At 73.9% G+C, this 24,081-nt stretch carries 13 protein-coding genes; 4 read left to right on the top strand and 9 right to left on the bottom strand.

What is annotated here, in order from left to right:
• Positions 1–106: 106 nt before the first annotated feature.
• Positions 107–2,332, bottom strand: coding sequence for an ATP-dependent DNA helicase UvrD2 (locus ACFWIA_RS31045; protein ID WP_387010584.1), 2,226 nt, complete (start codon positions 2,330–2,332; stop codon positions 107–109).
• A 307-nt stretch (positions 2,333–2,639) separates the two neighbouring features.
• Here ACFWIA_RS31045 and ACFWIA_RS31040 point away from each other — a divergent pair, with 307 nt between their 5' ends.
• Positions 2,640–2,897, top strand: coding sequence for a mycoredoxin (locus ACFWIA_RS31040; protein ID WP_385494564.1), 258 nt, complete (start codon positions 2,640–2,642; stop codon positions 2,895–2,897).
• Between the two features lie 128 nt (positions 2,898–3,025).
• Here the strand turns inward: ACFWIA_RS31040 and nudC are convergent, their stop codons facing one another.
• The 5 genes from nudC to ACFWIA_RS31015 form a co-directional block, all read right to left on the bottom strand.
• Positions 3,026–3,985: an NAD(+) diphosphatase gene (gene nudC / locus ACFWIA_RS31035; protein ID WP_387010583.1), complete on the bottom strand. Its 960-nt coding sequence runs from the start codon at positions 3,983–3,985 to the stop codon at positions 3,026–3,028.
• A 148-nt stretch (positions 3,986–4,133) separates the two neighbouring features.
• Entirely contained in the window at positions 4,134–5,564 is a 1,431-nt protein-coding gene (locus ACFWIA_RS31030; RefSeq protein ID WP_387010582.1) for a dipeptidase, read from the bottom strand.
• A 10-nt stretch (positions 5,565–5,574) separates the two neighbouring features.
• Positions 5,575–9,087 (bottom strand): UvrD-helicase domain-containing protein, encoded by a 3,513-nt coding sequence (locus ACFWIA_RS31025; RefSeq protein ID WP_387010581.1) that lies wholly within the window; start codon positions 9,085–9,087, stop codon positions 5,575–5,577.
• 141 nt (positions 9,088–9,228) lie between these two features.
• Positions 9,229–12,738 (bottom strand): ATP-dependent helicase, encoded by a 3,510-nt coding sequence (locus tag ACFWIA_RS31020; protein WP_387010580.1) that lies wholly within the window; start codon positions 12,736–12,738, stop codon positions 9,229–9,231.
• A gap of 287 nt (positions 12,739–13,025) precedes the next feature.
• Positions 13,026–13,397, bottom strand: a complete 372-nt coding sequence (locus ACFWIA_RS31015) for an MGMT family protein (protein ID WP_387010579.1) — start codon at positions 13,395–13,397, stop codon at positions 13,026–13,028.
• Between the two features lie 161 nt (positions 13,398–13,558).
• Between ACFWIA_RS31015 and ACFWIA_RS31010 the strand changes: the two genes are divergently transcribed.
• The 3 genes from ACFWIA_RS31010 to ACFWIA_RS31000 all read left to right on the top strand — a co-directional run bounded on the left by ACFWIA_RS31010 (position 13,559) and on the right by ACFWIA_RS31000 (position 19,914).
• On the top strand, positions 13,559–16,579 hold the full coding sequence (locus ACFWIA_RS31010) for a lysylphosphatidylglycerol synthase domain-containing protein (RefSeq protein WP_387010578.1): 3,021 nt from the start codon (positions 13,559–13,561) through the stop codon (positions 16,577–16,579).
• A 113-nt stretch (positions 16,580–16,692) separates the two neighbouring features.
• Positions 16,693–18,240 carry an alpha/beta hydrolase gene (locus tag ACFWIA_RS31005; RefSeq protein WP_387010577.1) on the top strand — a complete coding sequence of 516 codons (1,548 nt, stop codon included), beginning with the start codon at positions 16,693–16,695 and terminating at the stop codon, positions 18,238–18,240.
• Positions 18,241–18,360: 120 nt separating this feature from the next.
• A complete protein-coding gene (locus ACFWIA_RS31000) occupies positions 18,361–19,914 on the top strand; it encodes an alpha/beta hydrolase (RefSeq protein WP_387010576.1) in 1,554 nt (517 codons plus the stop codon).
• A gap of 114 nt (positions 19,915–20,028) precedes the next feature.
• On the opposite strand, the gene moeZ is transcribed toward ACFWIA_RS31000, so the two are convergent.
• From moeZ to ACFWIA_RS30985, 3 genes are all read right to left on the bottom strand, one after another.
• Complete coding sequence (gene moeZ / locus ACFWIA_RS30995) at positions 20,029–21,207, bottom strand: adenylyltransferase/sulfurtransferase MoeZ (protein WP_387010575.1); 1,179 nt, start codon at positions 21,205–21,207, stop codon at positions 20,029–20,031.
• Between the two features lie 62 nt (positions 21,208–21,269).
• Positions 21,270–22,019, bottom strand: a complete 750-nt coding sequence (locus ACFWIA_RS30990) for a spherulation-specific family 4 protein (RefSeq protein ID WP_387010574.1) — start codon at positions 22,017–22,019, stop codon at positions 21,270–21,272.
• Entirely contained in the window at positions 22,007–22,966 is a 960-nt protein-coding gene (locus ACFWIA_RS30985; protein ID WP_385494578.1) for an NAD-dependent epimerase/dehydratase family protein, read from the bottom strand. Before ACFWIA_RS30985 ends, ACFWIA_RS30990 begins: the two co-directional genes overlap by 13 nt.
• Positions 22,967–24,081 lie beyond the last annotated feature (1,115 nt).

The raw sequence follows: 24,081 nt of genomic DNA, 5'->3' as shown, positions 1-24,081 counted from the left end.
GAAGTACAGCACGGATCGGGCGCTTCGGAGAAGCCCCCGTTTCCGTGCTTAAGAACCTATGGTGACGGCCGGGGCATGTGCAAACTATTTTTCCGACGAGTTTGCCTCAGTGGTCATCTCCCTCTGGAGATCGTTCCTGACCTGCGCAGATGGCGAGGACTTCGCCGCCGAAGCCGCGGACCTTGCGCATCCCCACCCCCGGGATGCGGGCGAGGCTTCCCTCATCCAGGGGGACGGTCTCGGCGATGGCGATGAGGGTCTTGTCGGTGACGACGCAGAACTCCGGCTGGCCGGTCTCCTTGGCGCGGGTGGCCCGCCAGTCGTGCAGCCGGGTGTAGAGGCCCTCGTCCATGTCCGAGGGGCAGTCGTCGCAGCGCATCAGTTTCATCTCGCCGGCGTCGGTCAGGGTGCGGCGGCAGACGCGGCAGCGGGCGGGGGTGCGGGCGCGGCGCGGGGCGGCGGGGGCGGGGGCGTCCTGTCCGCTGCCGGGTTCGACGCCTCCTCGGCCGAGCTGGCCGATGCGGGTGCCGCCGCCGGTGGAGCCGGGGCGCAGTCCGTCGAGGAAACGGCTGGCGCTGCGGCCGGGTCGTCCGCCGGGTGAGCGGGCGAGGGCCCAGGAGACGTGGAGGCGGTGGCGGGCGCGGGTCACTCCGACGTAGAGGAGGCGGCGTTCTTCCTCGATCTGTGCGGGGGTGCGCGCGTAGGTGATCGGCATCATTCCCTCGGCGACTCCGACGAGGAAGACGGCGTCCCATTCGAGGCCCTTGGCGGCGTGCAGGGAGGCGAGGGTGACGCCTTCCACGGTGGGGGCGTGCTGGGCGACGGCGCGTTCGTCGAGTTCCGCGACGAGGTCGGCGAGGGTCGCGGTGGGGCGGGCCCGGGTGAGGTCCTCGGCGAGTCGTACGAGGGCGGCGAGGGATTCCCAGCGTTCGCGTACGGCTCCGGAGCCGGCGGGGGGCTGGGGTGTCCAGTTCTTGGTCGACAGGACGGCCCGGACCTGGGACGGCAGGTCGACGGCGTCGTCGAGGAGGCTGTCGTTGGCGCCGAAGCGGGCGGCTCCGCGGAGGGCCGCGCCCGCTTCGCGGACCTCGGGGCGTTCGAAGAAGCGTTCGGCGCCCCGGAGCTGGTAGGGCACGGAGGCGTCGGCGAGGGCCTGTTCGTAGGTTTCGGACTGGCTGTTGGTGCGGAAGAGGACGGCGATCTCGCTGGCGGGCACGCCGGCGGCGATGAGGTCGCGGATGCGGCGGGCGGCGCCCTCCGCCTCGGCGGGTTCGTCGGGGTACTCCCGGTACTGCGGTTCGGGGCCGGTGTCGCGCTGGGAGATCAGTTCGAGGCGGTGGTCGGCGGCCCGGCCGCTGGCCTGGGCGAGCAGGCCGTTGGCGAGGTGGACGACCTGGGGGGTGGAGCGGTAGTCCCGGACGAGCTTGACGACGGTGGCCCCCGGATGGCGGGTGCGGAAGTCGAGCAGGTGGTCGGGGGTGGCGCCGGTGAAGGAGTAGATCGTCTGGCTGGCGTCGCCGACGACGCAGAGGTCGTCCCGGTCGCCGAGCCACAGTTCGAGCAGGCGTTGCTGGAGGGGGCTGACGTCCTGGTACTCGTCCACGACGAAGTGCTGGTACTGGCTTCTGACCTGGTCGGCGATGTCGTGGCGGTCCTGGAGGACGGCGACGGTCAGCAGCAGCACGTCCTCGAAGTCGATGACGGACCGCTGGCGTTTGAGGTCTTCGTAGGCGCTGTAGAGCTGGCTGATCTCGGCCGGGTTGCGGGGGGCGGTCCGGCCGGCGGCGTGCACGGCGGCGGCGTAGTCGGCGGGGACGGTCTGGGTGACCTTGGACCATTCGATCTCTGCGGTGGCGTCGCGCAGCTCGCTGCGGTCGAGCCGGATGCCGCAGGCGGCGGCGGCGTCGGCGACGATGGCGATCTTGCGGTCGACGAGGCGGGGCAGGCCGCCGCCGACGGCCTTGGGCCAGAAGTACTGGAGCTGGCGGAGGGCGGCGGAGTGGAAGGTGCGGGCCTGCACTCCTTGGACGCCGAGCTGGCGGAGGCGTCCGCGCATCTCGCCCGCCGCGCGCTGGGTGAAGGTGACGGCGAGGATGCTGCCGGGGTGGAGGATTCCGGCGTGGACCCCGTAGGCGATGCGGTGGGTGATGGCCCTGGTCTTGCCGGTGCCGGCGCCGGCCAGTACGCACACCGGGCCGCGCAGGGCGGTGGCGACGGCGCGCTGTTCGGGGTCGAGCCCGTCCAGCACGGCGTCTGCGCCCTGCGGCGGCGCCGGGAACTGGCCGGGGCCCGGTTCCCGTGGGAAGAGTGTGGAGTGCGTTGCTGATGTCACCCCGCCATGCTGCCAGGTCCCTCGACCCGGTCGCGGAAGTTATCCACAGGGTGACGATCGCAGTCGTACTTGTATGACTCGTCCGGCGCCATTCCCGCCGTCCGGCGGGTTCGGATTGCCCGCTGTTCGGAGGGGGTGGGTCGCCTGTCGTTCCGGGGTGGCCCCCTGCCCGGCGGGGCGGGGGGCGGTTCGCTGCGCGCGGGGGGTCGGTCGACCCGGCGGCGGGAATGGCGGCTCCCCCACGTACGTTCTTGCTGTGCGGGCGGGCGCCGAGGCTCACCCCTGGGCACGAAGGAGCAGGAGACAGATGCCGGGCACTGTGACGATGTACAGCACCACGTGGTGCGGTTACTGCCAGCGGTTGAAGAGCCAGATGGACCGTGAGGGCATCGGCTATTCGGAGATCAACATCGAGCAGGACCCGGAGTCCGCGAAGTTCGTGGAGACGGCGAACGGCGGCAACCAGACCGTGCCCACGGTCGTGGTCGCGCCCCGCGGCGGCGGCTCCGACGTGGTGATGACGAACCCGAGCCTCGCCCAGGTGAAGCAGGCCCTCGCCAGCTGAACGGTGGCGGTGCGTCCCGGTGACGCACCGCCGAAGGCTCCCCCCGCGGCCGACGGGCCGCCCGTCGGGGGGAGCCTTCGTCATGCCGCAGGGGCGGCAGGGGCTACGGCGCTGCGGGCGCTGCGCGGTCAGACGGCGGGGCCCTGCTTGGGCAGGGGCTTGCCGTACCAGAGTTCGATCAGCCGGGACGCGATCGAGATCCCGTACGGGGGCAGCACCTCACCGGCGTCGAAGGCCGCACCGAGTTCGTCCCGGGAGAACCAGCGGGCCTCCGAGATCTCGTCGCCGTCCACGTCGATCTCGGTCGTCGTGGCCCGGGCGAAGAACCCCAGCATCAGGCTGGACGGGAAGGGCCACGGCTGGCTCGCGACGTAGCCGACCTCGCCGACGGTGACGCCGACCTCCTCGCGGACCTCGCGCCGCACCGACTGCTCGATGGACTCCCCGGGCTCCACGAACCCGGCGAGGGTCGAGAAGCGGCCCTCGGGCCAGTGCACCTGGCGGCCGAGGAGCACCCGGTCCTCGTCGTCCGTCACCAGCATGATCACGGCGGGGTCGGTGCGCGGGTAGTGCTCGGCGCCGCAGGCGGGGCAGCGGCGGATGTGGCCGGCGGCGGCGATGACGGTGCGTTCGCCGCAGCGGGAGCAGAAGCGGTGCATCCGCTGCCAGTTCTCCAGGGCGACGGCGTGCACCATGAGACCGACGTCACGGGGGGACAGCAGGTGGCCCGCTTCCCTCAGGCCCGCCGCGCGCGCCGACTGGTCGAGACGGCCCGGCAGGGTGTCCTTCTGGAGCGCGAAGTACCGCACGCCGTCCTCGTCGGTGCCGAGGAAGTAGCGGTGGGCTTCGGTGAGGGGTGCTTCGAAGGTCGGGGTCATCACCAGTTCGGTGTGGCCGTCCGGTGTCTCGTCGATGAGGACCTGCCCCCCGGACACCACGAAGACCCTGGTCGTGGGGTGGCTCCAGGCAGCGGCGAGCCACGCTTCGTCGAGGCGCTGGTGGGCGGCGCGGTCGATGCCGCTCGGCGCGGTCAGCGGCAGCGGGTGATCGGCGTTGCGCTCGGTCCAGGTGGTCACAGGTGCTTCCATCTCCCCCGGGGATGCGGATGTGTCGGCGGGTTCAGCGAGGCGGGCGGCGGGCGGCGGTGGGGGGCGCGGCCCGGCGGTGGTGGGGGGGGTCCCACCCGTGTGCCCCGGGGTGCCGCCCGGAGGGTGGCCCGTCCGGGCGGGCGGGGGCTCAGCGGGCACCGCGCCAGTTCTCGGCGAGGTCGTCCCAGAGGTGGGCGGCGGTTTCCACGCCCTTGAACAGCAGGTCCAGTTCGACCTTCTCGTCGGGGGCGTGCCAGCCGTCGGAGGGCACCGAGATGCCCAGGAACAGCACCGGGGCGCCGAGGACGTCTTGGAGGTCGGCGGCGGGTCCGGAGCCGCCCTCGCGGGTGTAGCGGATGTCGGTGTCGAAGGCGCGGGCCATGGCCCGGGTCACCGACTGGAGGGCGGGGTGGTCGAGCGGGGTGAGGCAGGGGCGGGTCGCCGCGCCGAAGACGATGTCGTGGCGGATGCCGGCGGGGAGCTGGTCGGCGACCCAGCTGCGGACGGCCTCCTCGACGCGGTCCGGGTCCTGGCCGGCGACCAGCCGGAACGACAGCTTCAGCATCGCCCGCGCGGGGATGATCGTCTTGCCGCCGGGGCCCTGGTAGCCGCCGCCGATGCCGTTGACCTCGGCGGTCGGGCGGGCCCACAGGCGTTCCAGGGTGGTGTAGCCGGCTTCGCCGCGGGTGGCGTACGACTTCGCGGTGCGCAGCCACGCGGCCTCGTCGAAGGGGAGTTCGGCGAAGAGTTCCCGTTCGCGGTCGGTCAGCTCCTCGACGCCGTCGTAGAAGCCGGGGACGGTGACGCGCGCGTGCTCGTCGTGGAGGGCCGCGACGAGGCGGGCCGCGGCGTCCGCCGGGTTGGGCACGGCGCCGCCGAAGGACCCGGAGTGGATGTCCTGGTCGGGTCCGAACAGTTCGATCTCGCAGTCGGCGAGGCCCCGCATGCCGGTGCACACGGTGGGCGTGTCTGCGGACCACATGCCGGTGTCGGAGACGATCACGGCATCGGTGGTGAGCCGGGCGGCGCGCTCCTCGACCAGGGCGCGGAAGTGCGGCGAGCCGGACTCCTCCTCGCCCTCGACCAGCAGCTTGAGGTGGACGGCGGGCGCGGTGCGGCCGGTGGCGGCGAGGTGGGCGCGGACGCCGAGGGTGTGGAAGAACACCTGCCCCTTGTCGTCGGCGGCGCCGCGCGCGTACAGCCGGCCGCCCGTGACCACCGGCTCGAAGGGGTCGGTCTGCCAGCCGTCCTCGCGGGCTGCGGGCTGGACGTCGTGGTGACCGTAGACGAGGACGGTGGGGGCGTCCGGGTCGTCGGAGGGCCAGTCGGCGAAGACGGCGGGGGCACCGGGGGTGTCCCAGACCTCGACGGTCGGGAACCCGGTGTCCTTCAGGGCGGCGGCGAGCCAGTCGGCGCTGCGCCGCACGTCCGCGGCGTGCTCGGGCTGGGCCGAGACGGACGGGATCCGCAGCCAGTCGCCGAGGTCGGCGAGGAAGGCGTCGCGATGGTTCTGGACGTATGCGCGGACGGCACTGACGGCACTGACGGCGCTGACGGCACTGTCAACGGGCTTGCTCATGGCCTTGAGCCTAACCGTCCCGCGAGGTGGTCCCGTCCGCTGGTTCCCCGGGGGCCGGTGCGCGCCCGGTGCCGTCGTCGTCGCCGGTGAGGAGTCGTTCCAGTTCGGCGCGGCCGGGCAGGTGCGCGGGGCGCACGGTCTCGCCGCTGCGCACGTACAGGAAGGTCGCCGTCACCGACTCCGGGGGGACGCCCTGCCGCTCGGCCCAGGCGAGTCGGTAGACGGCGAGTTGCAGCGGGTCGGCGTGGTGGCCCCGGCCGGTCTTCCAGTCGACGATCTCGTACGTGGTGCGGTCGCCGTCGTCGTCGCGGTAGACGGCGTCGATGCGGCCCCGGACGACGCGTCCGGCGAGTTCCAGCTGGAAGGGGGCCTCCACCCGGTACGGGGTGCGCCGGGCGTAGGGGGTGCGCTCGAAGGCGTCCTTCAGGGCTTCCAGGTCGTGTTCGTCGTCGATCTCGGCGTCGCTGCCGGGGAGGTCGTCGGGGTCGAGCAGGGGCAGGCGCAGCGCCTCGAAGCGGGTTTCGACCCAGGCGTGGAAGCGGGTGCCGCGGCGGGCGGCGGGCTGCGGGGGGCGCGGCATGGGCCGGGCGAGTTCCTGGGCGAAGCCGTCGGGGTCGGCGGCGAGGTGGAGGAGTTGGGAGGCGGTGAGGGAGGGGGGCAGCGGGACGTCGGTGACGCTCTGCCGGGCGCGCAGCAGTTCCCCGGTGAGGGCGGTGAGGTCGCGGTCCCAGGAGGCGATGGTGCGGGCCTCCTCGGGGGTGAGGTCCGCGGCGGCGGCGGGTCGCTCCGCCGCGGTCGGTGGGTGGGGGGCGCGGGCGTGCGGGATCGCGGGGGTGGGGGCGTGCGGGTGCGGAGTGGGACGGTCGTGGCTCCACTCCTCCCAGTCGGCGGAGTCCTCCCTGTCGGCGGAGTTCTCCCCGACGGGGTGGTGCGCCTCGTCCTCGGGGTCGTCCGGGGGCGGTGGCCACTCGGGGTCGTAGGCGGGTGCCGGGTCGTACCCGGGCGCGCGGGTGTCGGTGAGCCGGTCGAGGTGGCCGAGGACGACGTCGGCGGCGGCCCGGCGGCGGGCGAGCGCGTCGGGGTCGAGCGGCAGCGGCCAGGCGTGCTCGGCGGTGGCCGCCCGGAGCGCCGGGTTCTCGTCCTCCGGTTCGGGGCGGTCGGCCCAGGTTTCGATCTCGCCGTGGCCGGCGGCGCAGTGGTCGTGGAGGGCGTGGAGGAAGTCCGAGGGGCCCCGGGTGCGCTTCTGGGTGGGTCCCCACCAGTGGCCGGAGCCGAGGAGCAGGGACCGGGGGCGGGTGAAGGTGACGTAGCCGAGGCGTAGTTCCTCGGTGTGCTGGTGGTCCTTCAGGTCCTCGTGGAACGCCTTGAGGCCGCGCGCGTCCCAGGAGGCGACCTCGGGCAGGGTGTCCGCGTCGCCGCGCAGGGGGTGCGGGAGGACCTTGCCCTGGGCGGTCCACTTGTCGCGGCCCTGGGCGCTGGGGAAGGTGCCGCGGACGAGCCCGGGGACGGCGACGACGTCCCATTCGAGGCCCTTGGACTTGTGGGCGGTGAGGACCTTGACGGTGTTCTCGCCGCCGGGCAGGGCGTTGTCGAGGCCCTTCTCGTACTGGGCGGCGGTGCGCAGGAAGCCGAGGAAGGCGAGGAGCGTGGCGTCGTTGTCGTGGGCGGCGAAGGAGGCGGCCGTGTCGAGGAAGTTGGCGAGGGTCTCGCGGCGGCGGGCGGCCAGGGCGTGCGGGGACGCCGACAGTTCGACCTCCAGGCCGGTGGTGGCGAGGACCCGGTGCAGCACGTCCATCAGGGGGTCGGCGAGGGAGCGCCGCAGATCGCGCAGTTCGGCGGCGAGGCGGGCGAAGCGGACGCGGGCGGCGGCCGAGAACGGCAGGCCGTCGTCGCCGGAGTCGGCGGGTCGTTCCAGGAAGGTGTCGAGCGCGTCGGCGAGGGACACCACCTCGGCCGGGTCGATCCCTTCGACGGCTGCGGCGAGCCGCCGGTCGAGGTCGCCGTCGGCCCCTTCGTCGGCAGGGTGCGCGTGGCGGACGAGGAGCCGGGCGCGGCGCCCCAGCAGGGCGAGGTCGCGGGGGCCGATGCGCCAGCGGGGTCCGGTGAGCAGCCTGACCAGGGAGGCGTTGGCGCCGGGGTCCTGGAGGACTTCGCAGACGGCGACCAGGTCGGCGACCTCGGGCAGGTGCAGCAGTCCGGACAGGCCGACGACCTCGACGGGGACGTCCCGGGCGACGAGGGCGCCCTGGATGTCGGCGAAGTCGGCGGCGGTGCGGCACAGCACGGCGATCTCGCCGGGCGGGGTGCCGGTGCGCACCAGGTGGGCGAGGGAGTCGGCGAGCCAGTCGAGCTCTTCGGCGTGGGTGCTGAGCAGGGCGCAGCGGACCGTGCCCTCGCGTTCGGCGCCCGGGGCGGGGCGCAGGGCTTCCACGCCGGCGTGGAGGGCGCGCAGGGGGGTCGCCAGGTGGTTGGCGAGGTCGAGGAGGCGCCCTCCGCTGCGGCGGTTCTCGCTGAGGGCGTGGCGGGTGGCGGGGGTTCCGTCGGCGTGGGCGAAGTGCCGGGGGAAGTCGTCGAGGTTGGCGACGGACGCGCCGCGCCAGCCGTAGATCGCCTGGCAGGGGTCGCCGACGGCGGTCACGGGGTGGCCGGTGCCGTTGCCGAAGAGCCCGGAGAGCAGGATGCGCTGGGCGACGGAGGTGTCCTGGTACTCGTCGAGGAGGACGACGCGGAACTCGTCGCGCAGGATGCCGCTGACTTCGGGGCGGGTGCGGGCGAGGGCGGCGGACAGGGCGATCTGGTCGCCGAAGTCGAGGAGGTCCCGACTGCGTTTGGCCTCGCGGTAGCGCTGGACGAGGGCGGCGAGGTCGCGGCGGGCGGCGGCGGCCTCGGGGACCTTACGCAGATCGGGGTTGGACAGGGTGGCGCCGTCCAGGGTGCGCAGCAGTGCGGCGTCGTGGGCGCGGAGGTCCTCGGGGCGCACCAGGTGTTCGGCGAGGTCGGCGTCGAGGGCCAGGAGGTCGCTGACGAGGTCGGGGAAGGACCGGGTGAGCGCCGGGTAGGGGCCGGGGGCTTCGCGCAGGACGCGGGCGGCGAGCTGGAAGCGGGTGGCGTCGGCGAGGAGCCGGGTGGTGGGTTCCAGGCCGATGCGCAGTCCGTGGTCGGTGAGGAGCCGGCCGGCGAAGGCGTGGTACGTGGAGATGACGGGTTCGCCCGGGGGGTTGTCCGGGTCGATGGCGTCGGGGTCGGTGACGCCGGCCGCGAGGAGGGCCTTGCGGACGCGTTCGGCGAGTTCGCCGGCGGCCTTGTTGGTGAAGGTCAGTCCGAGGACCTGTTCGGGGGCGACCTGTCCGGTGCCGACGAGCCACACCACGCGGGCGGCCATGACGGTGGTCTTGCCCGAGCCGGCTCCGGCCACGATGACCTGCGGGGCGGGCGGCGCGATGATGCAGGCCGTCTGCTCCGGGGTGAACGGGATGCCGAGGAGCTGTTTCAGCTGCTCGGGGTCGGTGATGCGTGCGGGCACACGGACGAGGCTAACCGGGGACGGTGACATTCCGGGCCGGCCGGCGGTTCCGGCAACGCCCCCCGGACCCGCGGTGCCCGTCGTCGTCACCGGGTCGGGTGGCCGTACGGCCGTGGGGTGACGTGGGTGCGGGGCCCGCGGTCAGTCGATGACGTGGCGTCCCTCGGGGCGGGCGCTGCACGAGGCGCGGAACGCGCAGTGTCCGCAGTGCTGGCCGGTGGTGGGCGCGAACCGTTCGTCGAGGACCTTGCCGGCGGCGGTGGCGAGGAGGTCGCCGATCCACTGTCCGGCCAGCGGTTCCTGGGCCTGGATCTTGGGCACCTCGTCACCGCCGTCCCGGCGGGCGGCGCCCTGCCGCAGGTGGACGAGTTCCGCGCCGCCCGGGACGGGGCGCTCGCCGCCGAAGGCGTCGTCGACGGCGCCCTCCGTGACGGCGAGCTGGTAGACGGCGAGCTGGGGGTGGCGGGCGACCTCCGCCGCGGAGGGGGCGTGCTTGCCGGTCTTGAAGTCGACGACGTAGGCGCGGCCCTCGCCGTCGCGTTCGACGCGGTCCACGGAGCCGCGGATGCGCACCTCGAAGGAGCCGGCCGTCAGGGTCACGTCGAAGTCCTGCTCGCTGGCGACGGCGGTGCGCCCGGCGCGGTCGGTGACGTGCCAGTGCAGGAAGCGTTCGAGTGCCGCCCGTGCGTGTTCCTTCTCCTGGGCCGACTTCCAGGGCGCGTCGAAGGCGAGCGCGTCCCACACCGAGTCGAGGCGTTCCCTCAGGACGGCGAGGTCGGCGGGGGTGCGTCCGGAGGCGACCTCGTCGGCGAGCACGTGCACCACGTTGCCGAAGCCCTGGGCGGCGGTGGCGGGGGCGTCGGCCTTCACCTCGCGGCCCAGGAACCACTGGAGGGCGCAGGTGTTCGCGAGTTGGTCGAGGGCGCTGCCCGACAGGGCCACCGGGTGGGAGCGGTCGCGGAGCGGGACCCTGCTCTCGGTGGGGTCGTCCATGCCCCACCAGCGGTGGGGGTGGGCGGCGGGCACCAGGGGGCGGCCCTCGCCGTCGTCGAGTGCGGCGAGTTCGGCGAGGCGTCTTGCGGCGGCCTCCCGCAGTGCGGCGGAGGCGTTCGGGTCGACAGTGGTGGCGCGCAGTTCCGCGACGAGCGCGGCGACGGCGAGCGGGCGGCGCGGGCGGCCGGTGACGTCCCGGGGTTCGACGCCGAGTTCCGCGAGGAAGCGGGACGGCTGGTCGCCGTCGTCGGCCGGGGCCTTCACGGCGGTGACGACGAGGCGTTCGCGGGCACGGGTGGCGGCCACGTAGAAGAGGCGGCGTTCCTCGGCGAGCAGGGCGCCCGGGGAGAGCGGTTCGGCGAGCCCGTCCCGGCCGATGCGGTCGGCCTCCAGCAGCGAGCCGCGGCGCCGCAGGTCGGGCCAGAGTCCCTCCTGGACGCCGGCGACGACGACGAGTCGCCACTCCAGGCCCTTGGACCGGTGGGCGGTCATCAGGCGCACCGCGTCGGGGCGGACGGCGCGCCGGGTGAGGGTGTCGGCGGCGATGTCGGCGGCTTCGGTCTCGGCGAGGAAGTTGAGGGCGCCGCGCCCGCCGGTGCGTTGTTCGGCGCGGGCCGCGGCGGCGAAGAGCGCGCAGACGGCGTCGAGGTCGCGGTCCGCGTTGCGTCCGGCGGCGCCGCCGCGCCGGGCGGACCGTTCCAGGCGCTGGGGCCAGGAGGTGCCCTGCCACAGGTCCCACAGGGCTTCCTCGGCGGTCCCGCCGTCCGCGAGGCGGGTGCGGGCGGCGCGCAGCAGTGCGCCGAGGCGCTGTGCGCCGCGCGCGTAGGACGGGTCGTGCGCGGTGAGGCGTTCGGGTTCGGCGAGCGCCCGGGTGAGGAGCACGTCGGAGGCTTCGGGCAGCGGGTTGCCGGCGGCGCGTTCCTCGGCGCGCAGGGCCCGGCCCAGGCGTCGCAGGTCGGCGGTGTCCATGCCGGCGAGGGGTGAGGCGAGGAGGGTGAGCGCGGTCTCGGTGTCCAGCCAGGAGGTGTTCCCAGGGGGGTTCCCGGGGGTGGGCGCCGGGGCGGGCGCCGGGGCGGGCGCCGGGGTGTTCCCGGAGGTGCCTTCGGAGGCGTCTCCGGGGGCGTCCTCGGAGCTTTCGGCGGGACCGTCGAGCGGGCCGGCAGGGCCGCCGGACGCACCGGCGGGCGCAGCCGAACCCGTGGGCGCAGCCGAACCCGTGGAGGTGCCCGGCCCCGCCGGCGTGCCCGCACCCGCGGGCCCGGCGAGGGTTGCCTCGGCGACCGCCTTGAGGGCCATCAGCAACGGCGCCACCGCGGGCTCGTGCCGCAGCGGCAGGTCGTCGCCGTCGATGTCGAGGGGCACCCCCGCCGAGGTGAGGGCGCGGCGCAGCGACGGGATGGTGCGCCCGCCCGAGCGGACGAGGACGGCCATGTCCCGCCAGGGCACCCCGTCCTCCAGGTGCGCGCGGCGCAGGACGTCGGCGATGTTGTCCAGCTCCGTACCGGCGGTCGGGTAGGTGTACGCCTCGACCCGCCCGCCGTCCCGGGCGGCGCCGAGGTCCCGGTGGGCGCGGACCTGCTCGGCGGGGAGCCGGGTGAGCGGCATGCGTTGGGTGATCCGTCGGGTCGCGGCGAGCAGCTCGGCGCCGGAGCGGCGGGAGGTGCCGAGCACGGTCACGCGCGGGGGGGTGCCGTCCGGGTGCCGGAAGGTCGTGGGGAAGTCGAGGATGCCGTTCACGTCGGCGCCCCGGAACGCGTAGATCGACTGGTCGGGGTCGCCGAGGGCGACGAGGGTGCGTCCGCCGCCGGCGAGCGCGTCCAGGAGGCGTACTTGCGCCGGGTCGGTGTCCTGGTACTCGTCGACGTACACCGCGTCGTACTGTCCGGCCAGGGCGGACGCGACCTCGGGGCGACGGGCGAGGAGGACGGCACGGTGGACGAGTTCGGTGTAGTCGAGGACGCCCTGGAGGTCGAGGACGTCCAGGTAGTCGGCGAGGAACGCGGCTGCGGCGCCCCAGTCGGGGCGGCCGGTGCGGGCGGCGAAGTCCCCGAGGGCGCGGGGGGCGAGGCCCAGTTCCCGGGTGCGGGCGATGACGGCGCGCACCTCGTCGGCGAAGCCCCGGGTGGTCAGGCAGGCGCGCAGTTCGTCGGGCCAGCGCACGTGGCGCAGGCCGGCGCGTTCGAGGTCGATCTGTCCGGCGAGCAGTTCCCGCACGGTGACGTCCTGCTCGGGGCCGGACAGCAGGCGCAGGGGCTCGACGAACAGGTCGGCGTCCTGGTGGGCGCGGACGAGGGCGTAGCAGAAGGAGTGGAACGTGGTCGCCTGCGGGGCGCGGGCGGCGCCGATGCGCAGGGCCATCCGGTCGCGCAGTTCGACGGCGGCCTTGCGGCTGAAGGTGAGCACCAGGACGCGTGCGGGGTCGGCGCCGCGGGCCAGCCGGGCGGCGACCGCTTCGACGAGGGTCGTGGTCTTGCCGGTGCCGGGCCCGGCGAGGACGAGCATCGGGCCCTTGCCGTGGTCAACCACCGCGCGCTGGCCTGCGTCCAGACGAGGGGAGTCCACCGGAGCCTGCGCGGTGCGCACGAGTCGGTACGCGCCGGGGCTCCCCGGCCGCGCACGGGGGTGCGGCGGGCGTCTGGTGGAGGAGGGGAAGCTCACGTGGGTCGCCGGTCCTGGTGGTCGTGCTGATGGGGGCGCGGTGGTGCGCGGGGGGCGGTGGGCGTCTGCCGGCGGGTCACTGCCCGCCGGGTACCCCGGACGCTACGCGGTGGCGAGCGGGCGCGGGACGACCGGGGCGGGAGCGGGCCGGGGACGGTCCCCGCGGGCGGGCCGGTCCCGGCGGGTTCCGGCGGTCCGGTTCCGTTCTGCTGCGGCGGTCCGTCGCCCGTTCGGGGGTCGCGTGGCGGAAGCTTGCCGGTGTGCGTCAGTTCGTCGTGTGGTGCGTGTCATGTCTCGGTTCGTCCGTCCCATCGGGCGCGCCGCATGTCGAGCCGCGGCAGGTGGGTTCCGGAGGTGCCGCCCGCCGTGCGCAGCGGGGTGCCCTCCGCGCGGTAGTGGCCCAGCGCTTCGCGCTCGTGCCCCGGGAGCAGTACGCCGTCCGCGCGCACCACGCGCCACCAGGGCACCGCTCCGCCGTACAGCGCCATGACCCGGCCGACCTGGCGGGGGCCGCCCGTCTCCAGCCATTCGGCGACGTCGCCGTACGTCAGCACGCGGCCGGGCGGGATCAGCTCGGCCACTTCGAAGACCCGCTCGGCGTACTCGGGGTGACCGGGGTGTTCGGACGGTCCGTCCGCGGGACGGCTCTCCTCGCTCATCCGTCCTATCCTGCCCCACACCACCGACAGCACGAAGGGCGCGCAGCGATCCGCGCGGGGCGCCCGAGGAAGGCGGGTGAGGAGGTCCCGGCACCGCCGTATCGCACCCTGATGCCCCGCTCTGCCGGGAGGGCATGCCAGGATCATGCGGGCGGTGACTGGTGATACGAGAACAAGAAGGCGCGGCGGAGCGACAGGGCATGGAACCCGATGGAGCGGGCATCCCTGGTGCGTCGACGCGCCCTGACACCGGAGAGCAGCCCCTGAAGGCGCACGAGGATTCGGACGAGACCGCGCCCGCCGGCGCGGGAGCACCCGGGCCGGACGGGCCGGGTGCCGAGCGGCGCGCGCCGGTGCCGGTGCCGGCCGGTGCGGACCCCGTGACCGTCACTCCGGAGGGTCCCGCGGATCCCGACGAGCTGACGGAGGCCGTCGGCTCGTCGGGGTCCTACGTCGACGAGGTGGAGGGCGACGAGCCGCTGCTGCCCGCGCGGGTGCACCGGCCGTCCGACCTGATGCGGCTGCTCAGCGGGGTGCTGGCGATCGCGGTGGTGCTGGCGATCGCGACGTTCGCGCACGGGACGACGTCGGGCCTGGAGCAGGACATCAGCAAGGGCACCGAGGACGCCCCCGACCTGCTGATCAAGTTCGCGGGGTTGGCGTCGAGCATCGCGGTGCTGCTGGTCCCGGTGGCCTTCGCCGTCGAGCGGTTGATCAAACGGGACGGGCTGCGGATCGCCGACGGGGTCCTGGCGGCGGTCCTGGCGCACGGGGTGACGCTCGCCACGGACCTGTGGGTCGCCCAGGCGGCGCCGCAGTCGATCCAGGACGCGCTGACCCGGCCGTCCCCCGCGGACATCCACGCGCTGACCGACCCGGTGCACGGCTATCTGGCGCCCGTGATCGCGTACATGACCGCCGTGGGGATGTCACGCCGGCCGCGCTGGCGGGTCGTGCTGTGGGTGGTGCTGCTGCTCGACGCGTTCGCGATGCTCGTCACCGGTTACACCACCCCGTTCTCGATCATCCTGACGATCCTCATCGGCTGGACCATCGCGTACGGGACGCTGTACGCGGTGGGTTCCCCGAACGTGCGGCCCACCGGCCAGACGCTCCTGGCGGGGCTGCGCAGGGTGGGCTTCCACCCGGTGAGCGCGGCCCGCGAGGAAGGCGCCCCGGACAGCGCCGACAGCGGTGACCGGGGCCGGCGGTACTGCGTCACCCTGGAGGACGGTCCCCCGCTCGACGTGACCGTGGTGGACCGGGAACAGCAGGCCCAGGGGTTCTTCTACCGGGTGTGGCGGCGGATGACGCTGCGGGGCATCACCACGCGCCGCAGTCTCCAGTCGCTGCGCCAGGCGTTGGAGCAGGAGGCGCTGATCGCGTACGCGGCGATCGCGGCGGGCGCCAACGCGCCCAAGTTGATCGCCACCTCGGAGCTGGGCCCGGACGCGGTGATGCTGGTGTACGAGCACACCGGCGGGCGGAGCTTCGACTCGTTGCCCGACAGCGACATCACGGACGGGCTGCTGCACGACACCTGGCGGCAGGTGCAGGCCCTCCAGTCGCGTCGGATCGCGCACCGCAGGCTGGCGGGCGACGCGATCCTGGTGGATCGTTCCGGCACGGTGATCCTGACCGATCTGCGGGGCGGCGAGATCGCGGCGGGCGACCTGGTGCTGCGGATGGACGTCGCCCAGCTGTTGACGACCCTGGGGCTGCGGGTGGGCGCCGAGCGGTCGGTGGCCTCGGCGGTGGCCGTGCTGGGGCCTGACCTGGTGGCGGACTGTCTGCCGCTGCTCCAGCCGATCGCCCTGACCCGGGCGACCCGCGGCACCCTGCGCAAGCTCGCCAGGGAACGCGCGCAGCGGGAGCGGGAGGCCGTGCTTGAGGCGTCCCGCAAGGCGAAGCAGGAGCGACTCGCCGACACCGCCGACACCGACACCGCGAACACGGCGGGCACGGCGGGCACGGCGGGCACAACCAGTGCAGCGGGCACGCCAGACGCACCCAAAACGGCAGGCGCACCGGAAACGGCAGGCACCGCGGTCGGGACGGCCGGGGCGGTCCCGGGGAGCGCCGTCGCCCGCCCGGCGGGCGACAAGAAGGCGGTGCGCGCCGAAAAGCAGGCCGAGAAACGGGCCATGGACGACGCGCTGGAGGAGGCCCGCGAGGAGGACCTGCTCACCCAGATCCGTCACCAGGTGCTGCTCATCCGTCCGCAGGCCCCCGTGGAACCGGCCCGGCTGGAACGCATCCGGCCCCGCACCCTGATCAGTTTCATCGCGGGCGCGATCGGTGCCTACTTCCTGTTGTCGCAGCTCACCCACATCGAGTTCGGGACCTTGATCGAGGAGGCCGAGTGGGGGTGGGTCGCCGCCGCCGCGCTGTTCTCGGCGCTGAGCTACTTCGCCGCCGCGATGAGCCTGCTCGGATTCGTACCGGAGCGGGTGCCCTTCCTGCGCACGGTGTCCGCCCAGGTCGCCGGTTCGTTCGTGAAGTTGGTGGCTCCGGCGGCGGTCGGCGGGGTGGCCCTCAACACCCGGTTCCTGCAGCGCTCCGGGGTCCGTCCGGGGCTCGCGGTGGCGAGCGTCGGCGCTTCGCAGCTGTTCGGGCTCGGCTCGCACATCCTGCTGCTGCTGGCGTTCGGGTACTTGACGGGCACCGAGAAGACGCCGTCCCTGTCGCCGTCGCGGACGGTCATCGCGGGGCTGTTGACGGTCGCCGTGCTGGTCCTGGTGGTCACTTCGATCCCGTTCCTGCGCAAGTTCGTCGTGACCCGGGTGCGCTCGCTGTTCGCGGGGGTGGTGCCGCGCATGCTGGACGTGCTCCAGCGCCCGCAGAAGCTGATCACCGGGATCGGCGGGATGCTGCTGCTGACCGCCTGCTTCGTGATGTGTCTGGACGCGTCGATCCGGGCGTTCGGCGACGAGACCACCTCACTGAGCCTGGCGAGCGTGGCGGTGGTGTTCCTCGCGGGCAACGCGCTCGGCTCGGCGGCGCCGACCCCGGGCGGGGTGGGCGCGGTGGAGGCGACGCTCACGGTCGGTCTGATCGCGGTGGGGCTGCCCAAGGAGGTCGCCGCCCCGGCGGTGCTGCTGTACCGGCTGTTGACGCTGTGGCTGCCGGTGCTGCCTGGCTGGTTGTTCTTCAACCACCTCACCCGCAAGGGCGCCCTGTAGGGCCGCGTGTCCGACCGCCTCCTCGTGGGGGCGTGAGGGCGTGGGCCGGCGGCCGGTCACCCGCACGGCTCACGGCCCGCGCGCCCCGCGCGCCGGGGCCACAGGATGGGGACATGCCGAAGCCCCTCCCCCGGCGGGCCGCCGCACTGGCCGCCTCCGTCGCCCTGCTGGCCGCATCGGCCGTGGCGTGCGCCGGCGACGACGACTCCCCGGACGACCCGGCGGCGCAGGAACTCCAGTGGGCCGACTGCCCCAAGCCGACCCAGGCGGAGGGCGGCGGCCCGGCGCCCTCACCGCTCCCCGACGGCGAACTGTGGCAGTGCGCCACCCTGAAGGCCCCCCTCGACTGGGACGATCCGAAGGGGGACACCATCGGCATCGCCCTGATCCGGGCCAGGGCCAGCGGACCGGAAGACCGCCGGATCGGTTCCCTGATCTTCAACTTCGGCGGTCCCGGCGGCTCCGGGGTGACGACCCTGCCCGCCTTCGAGAACGAGTACGAGAAGCTGCGCACCCGCTACGACCTGGTCAGCTTCGATCCCCGCGGGGTGGGCCGCAGCGCGGGCGTGATCTGCGAGGACGACGAACAGCTCGACGAGTACTTCCAGCAGGACGCGACCCCCGACGACGCCGCCGAACAGCGGCAGCTCGTGGCGCACACCCGGGCCTTCAACGCGGCCTGCGAGGACAGGTCGGGCCGGACGCTCCCCCATGTGCGCACCACGGACGCCGCCCGCGACCTGGAGCTGATGCGTCAGGTGCTCGGCGACGACCGGCTGCACTACTTCGGCATCTCGTACGGCACCGAACTGGGCGGGGTGTACGCGCACCTGTTCCCCACGAAGGTCGGCAGGGCGGTGTTCGACGCGGTGGTCGACCCGACCCAGGACCCGGAACAGGGCGCCCTCGGGCAGACCCGCGGCTTCCAACTGGCCCTCGACAACTACGCCGAGCACTGCGTGTCCCAGGTCGAGGACTGCCCGGTCGGCGACACCGCCGAGGACGTCAAGGACCGCATCGCCGCGCTCCTGCGGGACCTGGAGACCCGACCGTTGCCCGGACTGTTCCCCCGCCAGCTGACCCAGACGGCCGCCACCGGCGGCATCGCCCAGTCCCTGTACTCACCGGACTTCTGGGAGTACCTGACGGAGGGACTGGAGCAGGCGTACGACGGGGACGGCAAGATCCTGATGGCCCTGTCCGACGCGATGAACGGGCGGGGCGAGGACGGCCACTACAGCAACGTCCAGGCCGCGAACGTGGCGATCAACTGCGCCGACGACGAACCGCGGTACACGCCGGGGGACGTCGAGGCACGGCTGCCCGCGTTCCGCGCCGCGTCCCCGGTGTTCGGGGACTTCCTCGCCTGGTCCATGGTGACCTGCACCGACTGGGCGGTCCCGGGCGCCGCCGACCACCCGGACGTCAGCGCGCCCGGCTCCGCGCCGATCCTGGTCGTCGGCAACACCGGCGACCCGGCCACCCCCTACGAGGGCACCCGGAAGATGGTGGACGCGCTCGGCGGGAACGTGGGCGTGGAGCTCACGTACGAGGGCCAGGGGCACGGGGCGTACGACAGCGGGGACACCTGCGTGCGCGGGGCGGTGGACGGCTACCTGCTGGACGGGAAGGTGCCGAAGAAGGGGACGGTGTGTCCCTGACCCGCGCCGACGGCACGGAACCCGGGTTGACGAGGGCGTGTCAGGAGTTGTCCACAGGCTCCGACGGGGAGCGGCCGGGCCTGCCTACTATGGCCGGACAGTTCGTGGAGGGGGAAGGTCATGGCCCGGTACGTACGGTCGGCGGCGCTGCTCGCCGCCGTCGTGATGATCGCGGGATGCAGTAGCGGTTCCGGCGGTGCGGACGATCCGCCCGGCGACCGCACCGCGTCGCGTTCCCCCGCCCCCGCCCCGTCGGACACCGCCGGCGGCGGACTCCCCGCTTCGCTGACCGAGCAGCGGCTGTCCTGGGGCGCGTGCGGGGCCGGTGCCGACGGCGAGGCCCCCGACGACTCCTGGCGCTGCGCCGACCTGAAGGTCCCGTTGGACTACGCGAAGCCCGACGGCAAGACGATCGACATCGCCCTGATCCGGGCGGGCGCGAAGGACGAGGGCTCGCGCATCGGTTCCCTCGTCTTCAACTTCGGCGGGCCCGGTGGCTCCGGCATCTCCATGCTGCCCTCCTTCGCCCCCGAGTACGACCGCCTCCAGAAGCGGTACGACCTGGTCAGCTTCGATCCGCGCGGGGTCGGCGACAGCGAGGGCGTGCGCTGTCGCGCCGACGAGGCGATCCAGGCCGCCGAGGAGGTCGACCTCAGCCCCGACGGCGGCACGGAGGAGCGGGCGTTCCTGGCGGACGCGGCGGACTTCGCCGCGGGGTGCGAGCGCGGCGCCGGGGAGCTGCTGGCCCATCTGTCGACCGACAACACCGCGCGGGACATGGACCTGATGCGCCACGTCCTCGGGGACGACGAGCTCCACTACTTCGGCATCTCGTACGGCACCCAACTCGGCGGCGCCTACGCCCATCTGTTCCCGGGCCGGGTGGGACGACTGGTCTTCGACGCGGTGGTGGACCCCACCGCGGACGGCGTCGCCCAGGCGAAGAACCAGACCCGGGGCTTCCAACGCGCCCTGGACAACTACCTGAAGGACCAGGGCCAGGACCCGGCGGAGGGCAGCCGGACCATAGCGGACCTGCTGCAGCGCATCGACGCGGAGCCGCTGCCCACCTCCGGTGACCGCGAGCTGACCCAGACCCTGGCGACCATCGGCATCGTCATCACGCTCTACAGCGAGCAGTCGTGGCCGGCGCTCGCCGAAGCCCTGGAGAGCGCGGAGGACGGTGACGGCAGCGCGCTGCTCGCCCTCGCCGACGCCTACAACGAGCGGGACGAGGCCGGGGGCTACAGCACCCAGAGCCACTCCCAGCGGGCGATCTCCTGCCGCGACTCCAAGGACCGCACGACCCCGGCACAGGCGCGCGCCTCGCTGGCGGAGTTCCGTGAGATATCACCGGTGTTCGGGGAGTTCCTGGGCTGGGACACGGCCGGGTGGTGTCACCAGTGGCCGGTGCCGGGTCTTCAGGAGCGCTCCGAGGTGAGCGCCCCGGGCGCGGCGCCCATCCTGGTCATCGGCAACACCGGCGACCCGGCGACGCCCTACGAGGGGGCGGGCCGCATGGCGGACGGGCTCGGTGCGGGCGTCGGCGTCCTGATGACCTGGAAGGGCGAGGGGCACGGGGCCTACGGCAACGGCAGTGACTGCGTGGACGGCGCGGTCGACGCCTATCTGCTGGACGGCCGGGCGCCGAAGGACGGCAAGGTCTGTTCCTGACCGGTGGGCCGGTGGGCCGTGCGGGGTGCCCGCGAGCCGCGCACCCCGCACACGACGGGTCCCCGTGCCCGGAAGCACGGGGACCCGGTGGTCATGCGCGGAGTGCGGTGACGGTCAGTAGACCGGCTTGCTGGGCTCGATCTGGTGGACCCAGCCGATGACACCGCCACCGACGTGGACGGCGTCCGAGAAACCGGCCGCCTTCAGGACGGCGAGGACCTCCGCGCTGCGGATGCCCGTCTTGCAGTGCAGGACGATCTTGCGGTCCTGCGGCAGGCTCTCCAGGGCGGAGCCCATGAGGAACTCGTTCTTCGGGATCAGCTTGGCGCCGGGGATGGAGACGATCTCGTACTCGCCGGGCTCACGGACATCGATGACCTCGATGTTCTCGCCCTCGTCCATCCACGCCTTGAGCTGCTTGGGCGTGATGGTCGAGCCGGCCGCCGCCTCCTGGGCCTCCTCGGACACCACACCGCAGAACGCCTCGTAGTCGATGAGTTCGGTGACCGTGGGGTTGTCACCGCAGACCGCGCAGTTCGGGTCCTTGCGGATCTTCACCTGGCGGTACTGCATCTCCAGGGCGTCGTAGATCATGAGGCGGCCGACCAGGGACTCGCCGGTGCCGGTGAGGACCTTGATGGCCTCGGTGACCTGGATGGAGCCGATGGAGGCGCACAGCACGCCGAGGACACCGCCCTCGGCGCAGGACGGCACCATGCCGGGCGGCGGGGGCTCGGGGTAGAGGCAGCGGTAGCAGGGACCGTGCTCGCTCCAGAAGACCGAGGCCTGACCGTCGAAGCGGTAGATGGAGCCCCACACGTACGGCTTGTTGAGGAGCACGCACGCGTCGTTGACGAGATAGCGGGTGGCGAAGTTGTCCGTGCCGTCCACGATCAGGTCGTACTGGCTGAAGATGTCCATCACGTTGTCGGCTTCGAGCCGCTCTTCGTGCAGGACGACCTCGACGTACGGGTTGATGCCCTTGACGGTGTCCCGGGCCGACTCGGCCTTGGACCGGCCGATGTCCGCCTGGCTGTGGATGATCTGGCGCTGGAGGTTCGACTCGTCGACCTCGTCGAACTCCACGATTCCTAGGGTGCCGACACCCGCCGCCGCCAGGTACATCAACGCCGGCGACCCGAGACCGCCGGCGCCGACGGCGAGCACCTTGGCGTTCTTCAGCCGCTTCTGCCCGTCCATCCCGACATCCGGGATGATCAGGTGGCGGGAGTACCTGCGGACCTCGTCGACAGTGAGCTCAGAAGCGGGCTCTACCAGGGGTGGCAGCGACACGGGGACTCCGTTGGTCGGTATATCGGAAGGTTGTTCTGCGTGTAACACTGCCACGCACTCCGTCATTCCGAGACACCTGTTCCGATCCGCGAGACGAACTCGTCCCAGTAACCGGGCATGCCCTCCCAGGGGTCGGCGACGCCGGCTCGATCGGTGCGGTCGGTGAACCAGATGGTGCCCGCACCCTGCCAGCGGGCGATGCGCAACGCCTCGTCCAGATGGCTGCGCGGCACCCCGTGGACGAGGTGGCAGAAGCGTTCCGGCGGATGCTCCGCGGTCCACTCGGCGACCTGCGACCAACGGTAGTCGCACCACGGGCCGGCGAAGGTGACCAGTTGGTCGGCGACCGCCGCGTACCCGGGGTGCGGGTGACGCCCCTGACCGAGGACGACGTGCGGGTCCTCCAGCAGGGCCCGCACACTGCTCACCGTGCGTCGGACCGCCCGGAGGCTGCTGTGGTCGACGGGACAGCGACCGAGGTAGAAGCCGCCCACCCGGTACCAGTCGCGGTAGCGCCGGGCCTGGTCGAGCAGGGCCGGGAGGTCGCCGCGCCCCCGGTCGAGGTCGAGGTGTCCCAGTACCCGGACGCCCGCGTTGGTGAGCCGTCCGACGACGTCCAGGCACTGTGGGTCGGGCCGGTCCCCGGGGCCGCCCGCCACGTCGAGGACGACCCAGTGCAGCGGCGCCGCGGTCCGGGTGAGCGCATGCCAGTCCTCGGCGGCGAGCAGGGGGTGCGCGGGGCCGGGCGCGCCGACGCCCGGTCCGGTGCCCGTCCCGGTGGCGCCCCGCAGCGCGCTGGTCAGATACGGCACGCCGCCTCCATCCAGATATCGGCGAGGGACTCCTCCAGATTGATGCGGGGACGCCAACCGAGCCGGTCGCGCGCGGTGCGGACGTCGGCCTGCTGCCAGCTGCCGCAGCCGTCCGGGTAGGGGTGGGCCGCCGGGGACACGTGGTCGGGGTCGGGGCGCGGGTGCCCGAGGGCGGCCCGCAGCGGCCCGGCCGAGGTGTCGAGTTCGTGCAGCGCGCCCCCGTAGCCGGCGACCCGGGCGAGGACGGCGGCGGCGTCGCGCAGGCGCACGGCGCGGCCGGACCCGATGTTGACGACGCCCTGCGCGGCCGACAGGGAGGCCGCGTGCACGGCCCGCGCCACGTCGCGCACGTCCACGAAGTCGCGCTGCGCCCCGAGACCGCCGAGCTTCAGCTCGCCGTCACCGGACTGCATGGCCCGGCGCATGGCCTCCGCGAGCCGCCCCAGCGGCGAGCCCGCGGGGGTGCCGGGACCGGCGGGTGAGAAGACCCGGAGCACGACGGCGTCGAGGCCGGAGCCGAGGACGAGTTCGGTGGCCGCCAGCTTGCTGACGCCGTAGGGGCCGCCGGGGCGCGGCACGGCGTCCTCGGCGGTCGAGGAACCGGGCTGGCTGGGACCGTACTCGGCACCGCACCCGATCTGGACGAGCCGGGCCCCGCACCCGCTGCGGCGCAGGGCCTCGCAGACGGTGGCGACGGCGACGGTGTTGTGCCGGATCAACTCGCGGGCGCCGCCCCGGGTGGCGCCCGCGCAGTTGATGACGACTCCGGGGTGGACGGCGTCGAGGAACCGGGTGAGCGCGCCCGGACTGCCGGTGGCGAGGTCGAAACGCACATCGGCGTCGTCGCCGCGGCCGAGGGCGGTGAGCTGTACGGCCGGGTCGGCGATGAGCCGGTCGGCGACGAAGCGGCCGATGTACCCGCCGGCTCCGATCAGCAGCACTCTCATCGGGCGCCTCCAGGAACGCGGTCTCCGGATCGGAGGGTGGTCATCTCGCTTTCTCCTTCAGGGGTGGTGCCGTACTGGAACGCCCGCGGTGTCGGCCACGCGGGAGGTGTGGGGGGTGGAGCGGGTGGGGGGTGGAGCGTGGGGTGTGGTGGGGGGTGGCGGACGGGTGGCGTGGGGGCGCGCGGGGGCTAGGGCGTCAGGTGGCGCCTCCGGTGCCGGTGCGGGGGCGCCGTTACTCGGGTCACTCGGTAAATGCCGTGAAATGCCGTGCCGTCCTGCTCGATGACGACAGGGGCGCACGGCCGCCGGGCCAGCGGTTCGGCGCGGGCCGCGGGGCTGGGAGTGAACGTGTGGCCCGGGTCGACGTCCCCGGTGCCGCCGAGCGCGGACCGTCCGGCGGCGCGGGCGCGCGGGGCACCGACGACGGGGGTCGCGACGGGCGGAAGGGCGGGGCCCCCGAGACAACGGGCGCTGCGGGGGGCCGCCGGGGCGCTGGGCGCACGGTGGGCGCCCCCGAGTGCGGTGCCGGCCCAGGAACAGCGGTGCGCGGTGGTGAGCGCCGGGGCGCGGGGGGTGTCACGGGCGAGGTCGGCGAGCCCGGGCACGGCAGTGACGAAACGGTCCTCCAGAAGGGTGCAGCTGCCTATCGGAGCGTCGGCGGGCCCGTCCGACGGCATAGTTGCCGAGCCGGTGGGGGAAACCGCGCGGGAACCGGTCGAACCCGCGCCCCGCGCACTCCACCTGCCGGGCGCCCCCTGCACCCACGCACCACCCGGGGCGCCCCCGAGAGCCGGCGCCCCCGGCGCACACAGCGCGCCGAACAGCGACCCGTGGTACTCGGCGACCCCTCGGCGCGCCCTGCGCCCCGGCGCGCCCCCGGCGGCCCCGCAACCCTGCTCGGCCACCACCTCGGACGCCGCCCCGGGCGCCGGCTCGGGCGTGCACCGGAACGGAGCCGGCAGGTCACAGCGGAGCCGCCCCTCACCGTTCGGTGAGGGGGAGCCCCCCTCGGCGAACAATCCGATCCGCACGAGCACACCCCCGGTTCCCGTTGGGGAGCCGCCGTCGTTCGGCGGCCCGCAGCGGGACGAACGTATGCGGACGGACCGGTGGCG

Origin of the sequence: Streptomyces sp. NPDC127068 (assembly GCF_042724695.1) — a bacterium.
In the GTDB taxonomy this organism is placed as follows: Bacteria; Actinomycetota; Actinomycetes; order Streptomycetales; family Streptomycetaceae; genus Streptomyces.
The sequence above is the reverse complement of the archived record's forward strand: the minus strand, read 5'-3'. Positions and strand labels throughout refer to the sequence as shown.

Bases quoted from the DNA above. Each gene is read 5' to 3' on its own strand.
- ACFWIA_RS31005 (WP_387010577.1), top strand. From the start codon at position 16,693: ATGCCGAAGCCCCTCCCCCGGCGGGCCGCCGCACTGGCCGCCTCCGTC.
- ACFWIA_RS30985 (WP_385494578.1), bottom strand. From the start codon at position 22,966: ATGAGAGTGCTGCTGATCGGAGCCGGCGGGTACATCGGCCGCTTCGTC.
- ACFWIA_RS31015 (WP_387010579.1), bottom strand. From the start codon at position 13,397: ATGAGCGAGGAGAGCCGTCCCGCGGACGGACCGTCCGAACACCCCGGT.
- ACFWIA_RS31040 (WP_385494564.1), top strand. From the start codon at position 2,640: ATGCCGGGCACTGTGACGATGTACAGCACCACGTGGTGCGGTTACTGC.
- ACFWIA_RS31000 (WP_387010576.1), top strand. From the start codon at position 18,361: ATGGCCCGGTACGTACGGTCGGCGGCGCTGCTCGCCGCCGTCGTGATG.
- nudC (WP_387010583.1), bottom strand. From the start codon at position 3,985: ATGGAAGCACCTGTGACCACCTGGACCGAGCGCAACGCCGATCACCCG.
- ACFWIA_RS31030 (WP_387010582.1), bottom strand. From the start codon at position 5,564: ATGAGCAAGCCCGTTGACAGTGCCGTCAGCGCCGTCAGTGCCGTCAGT.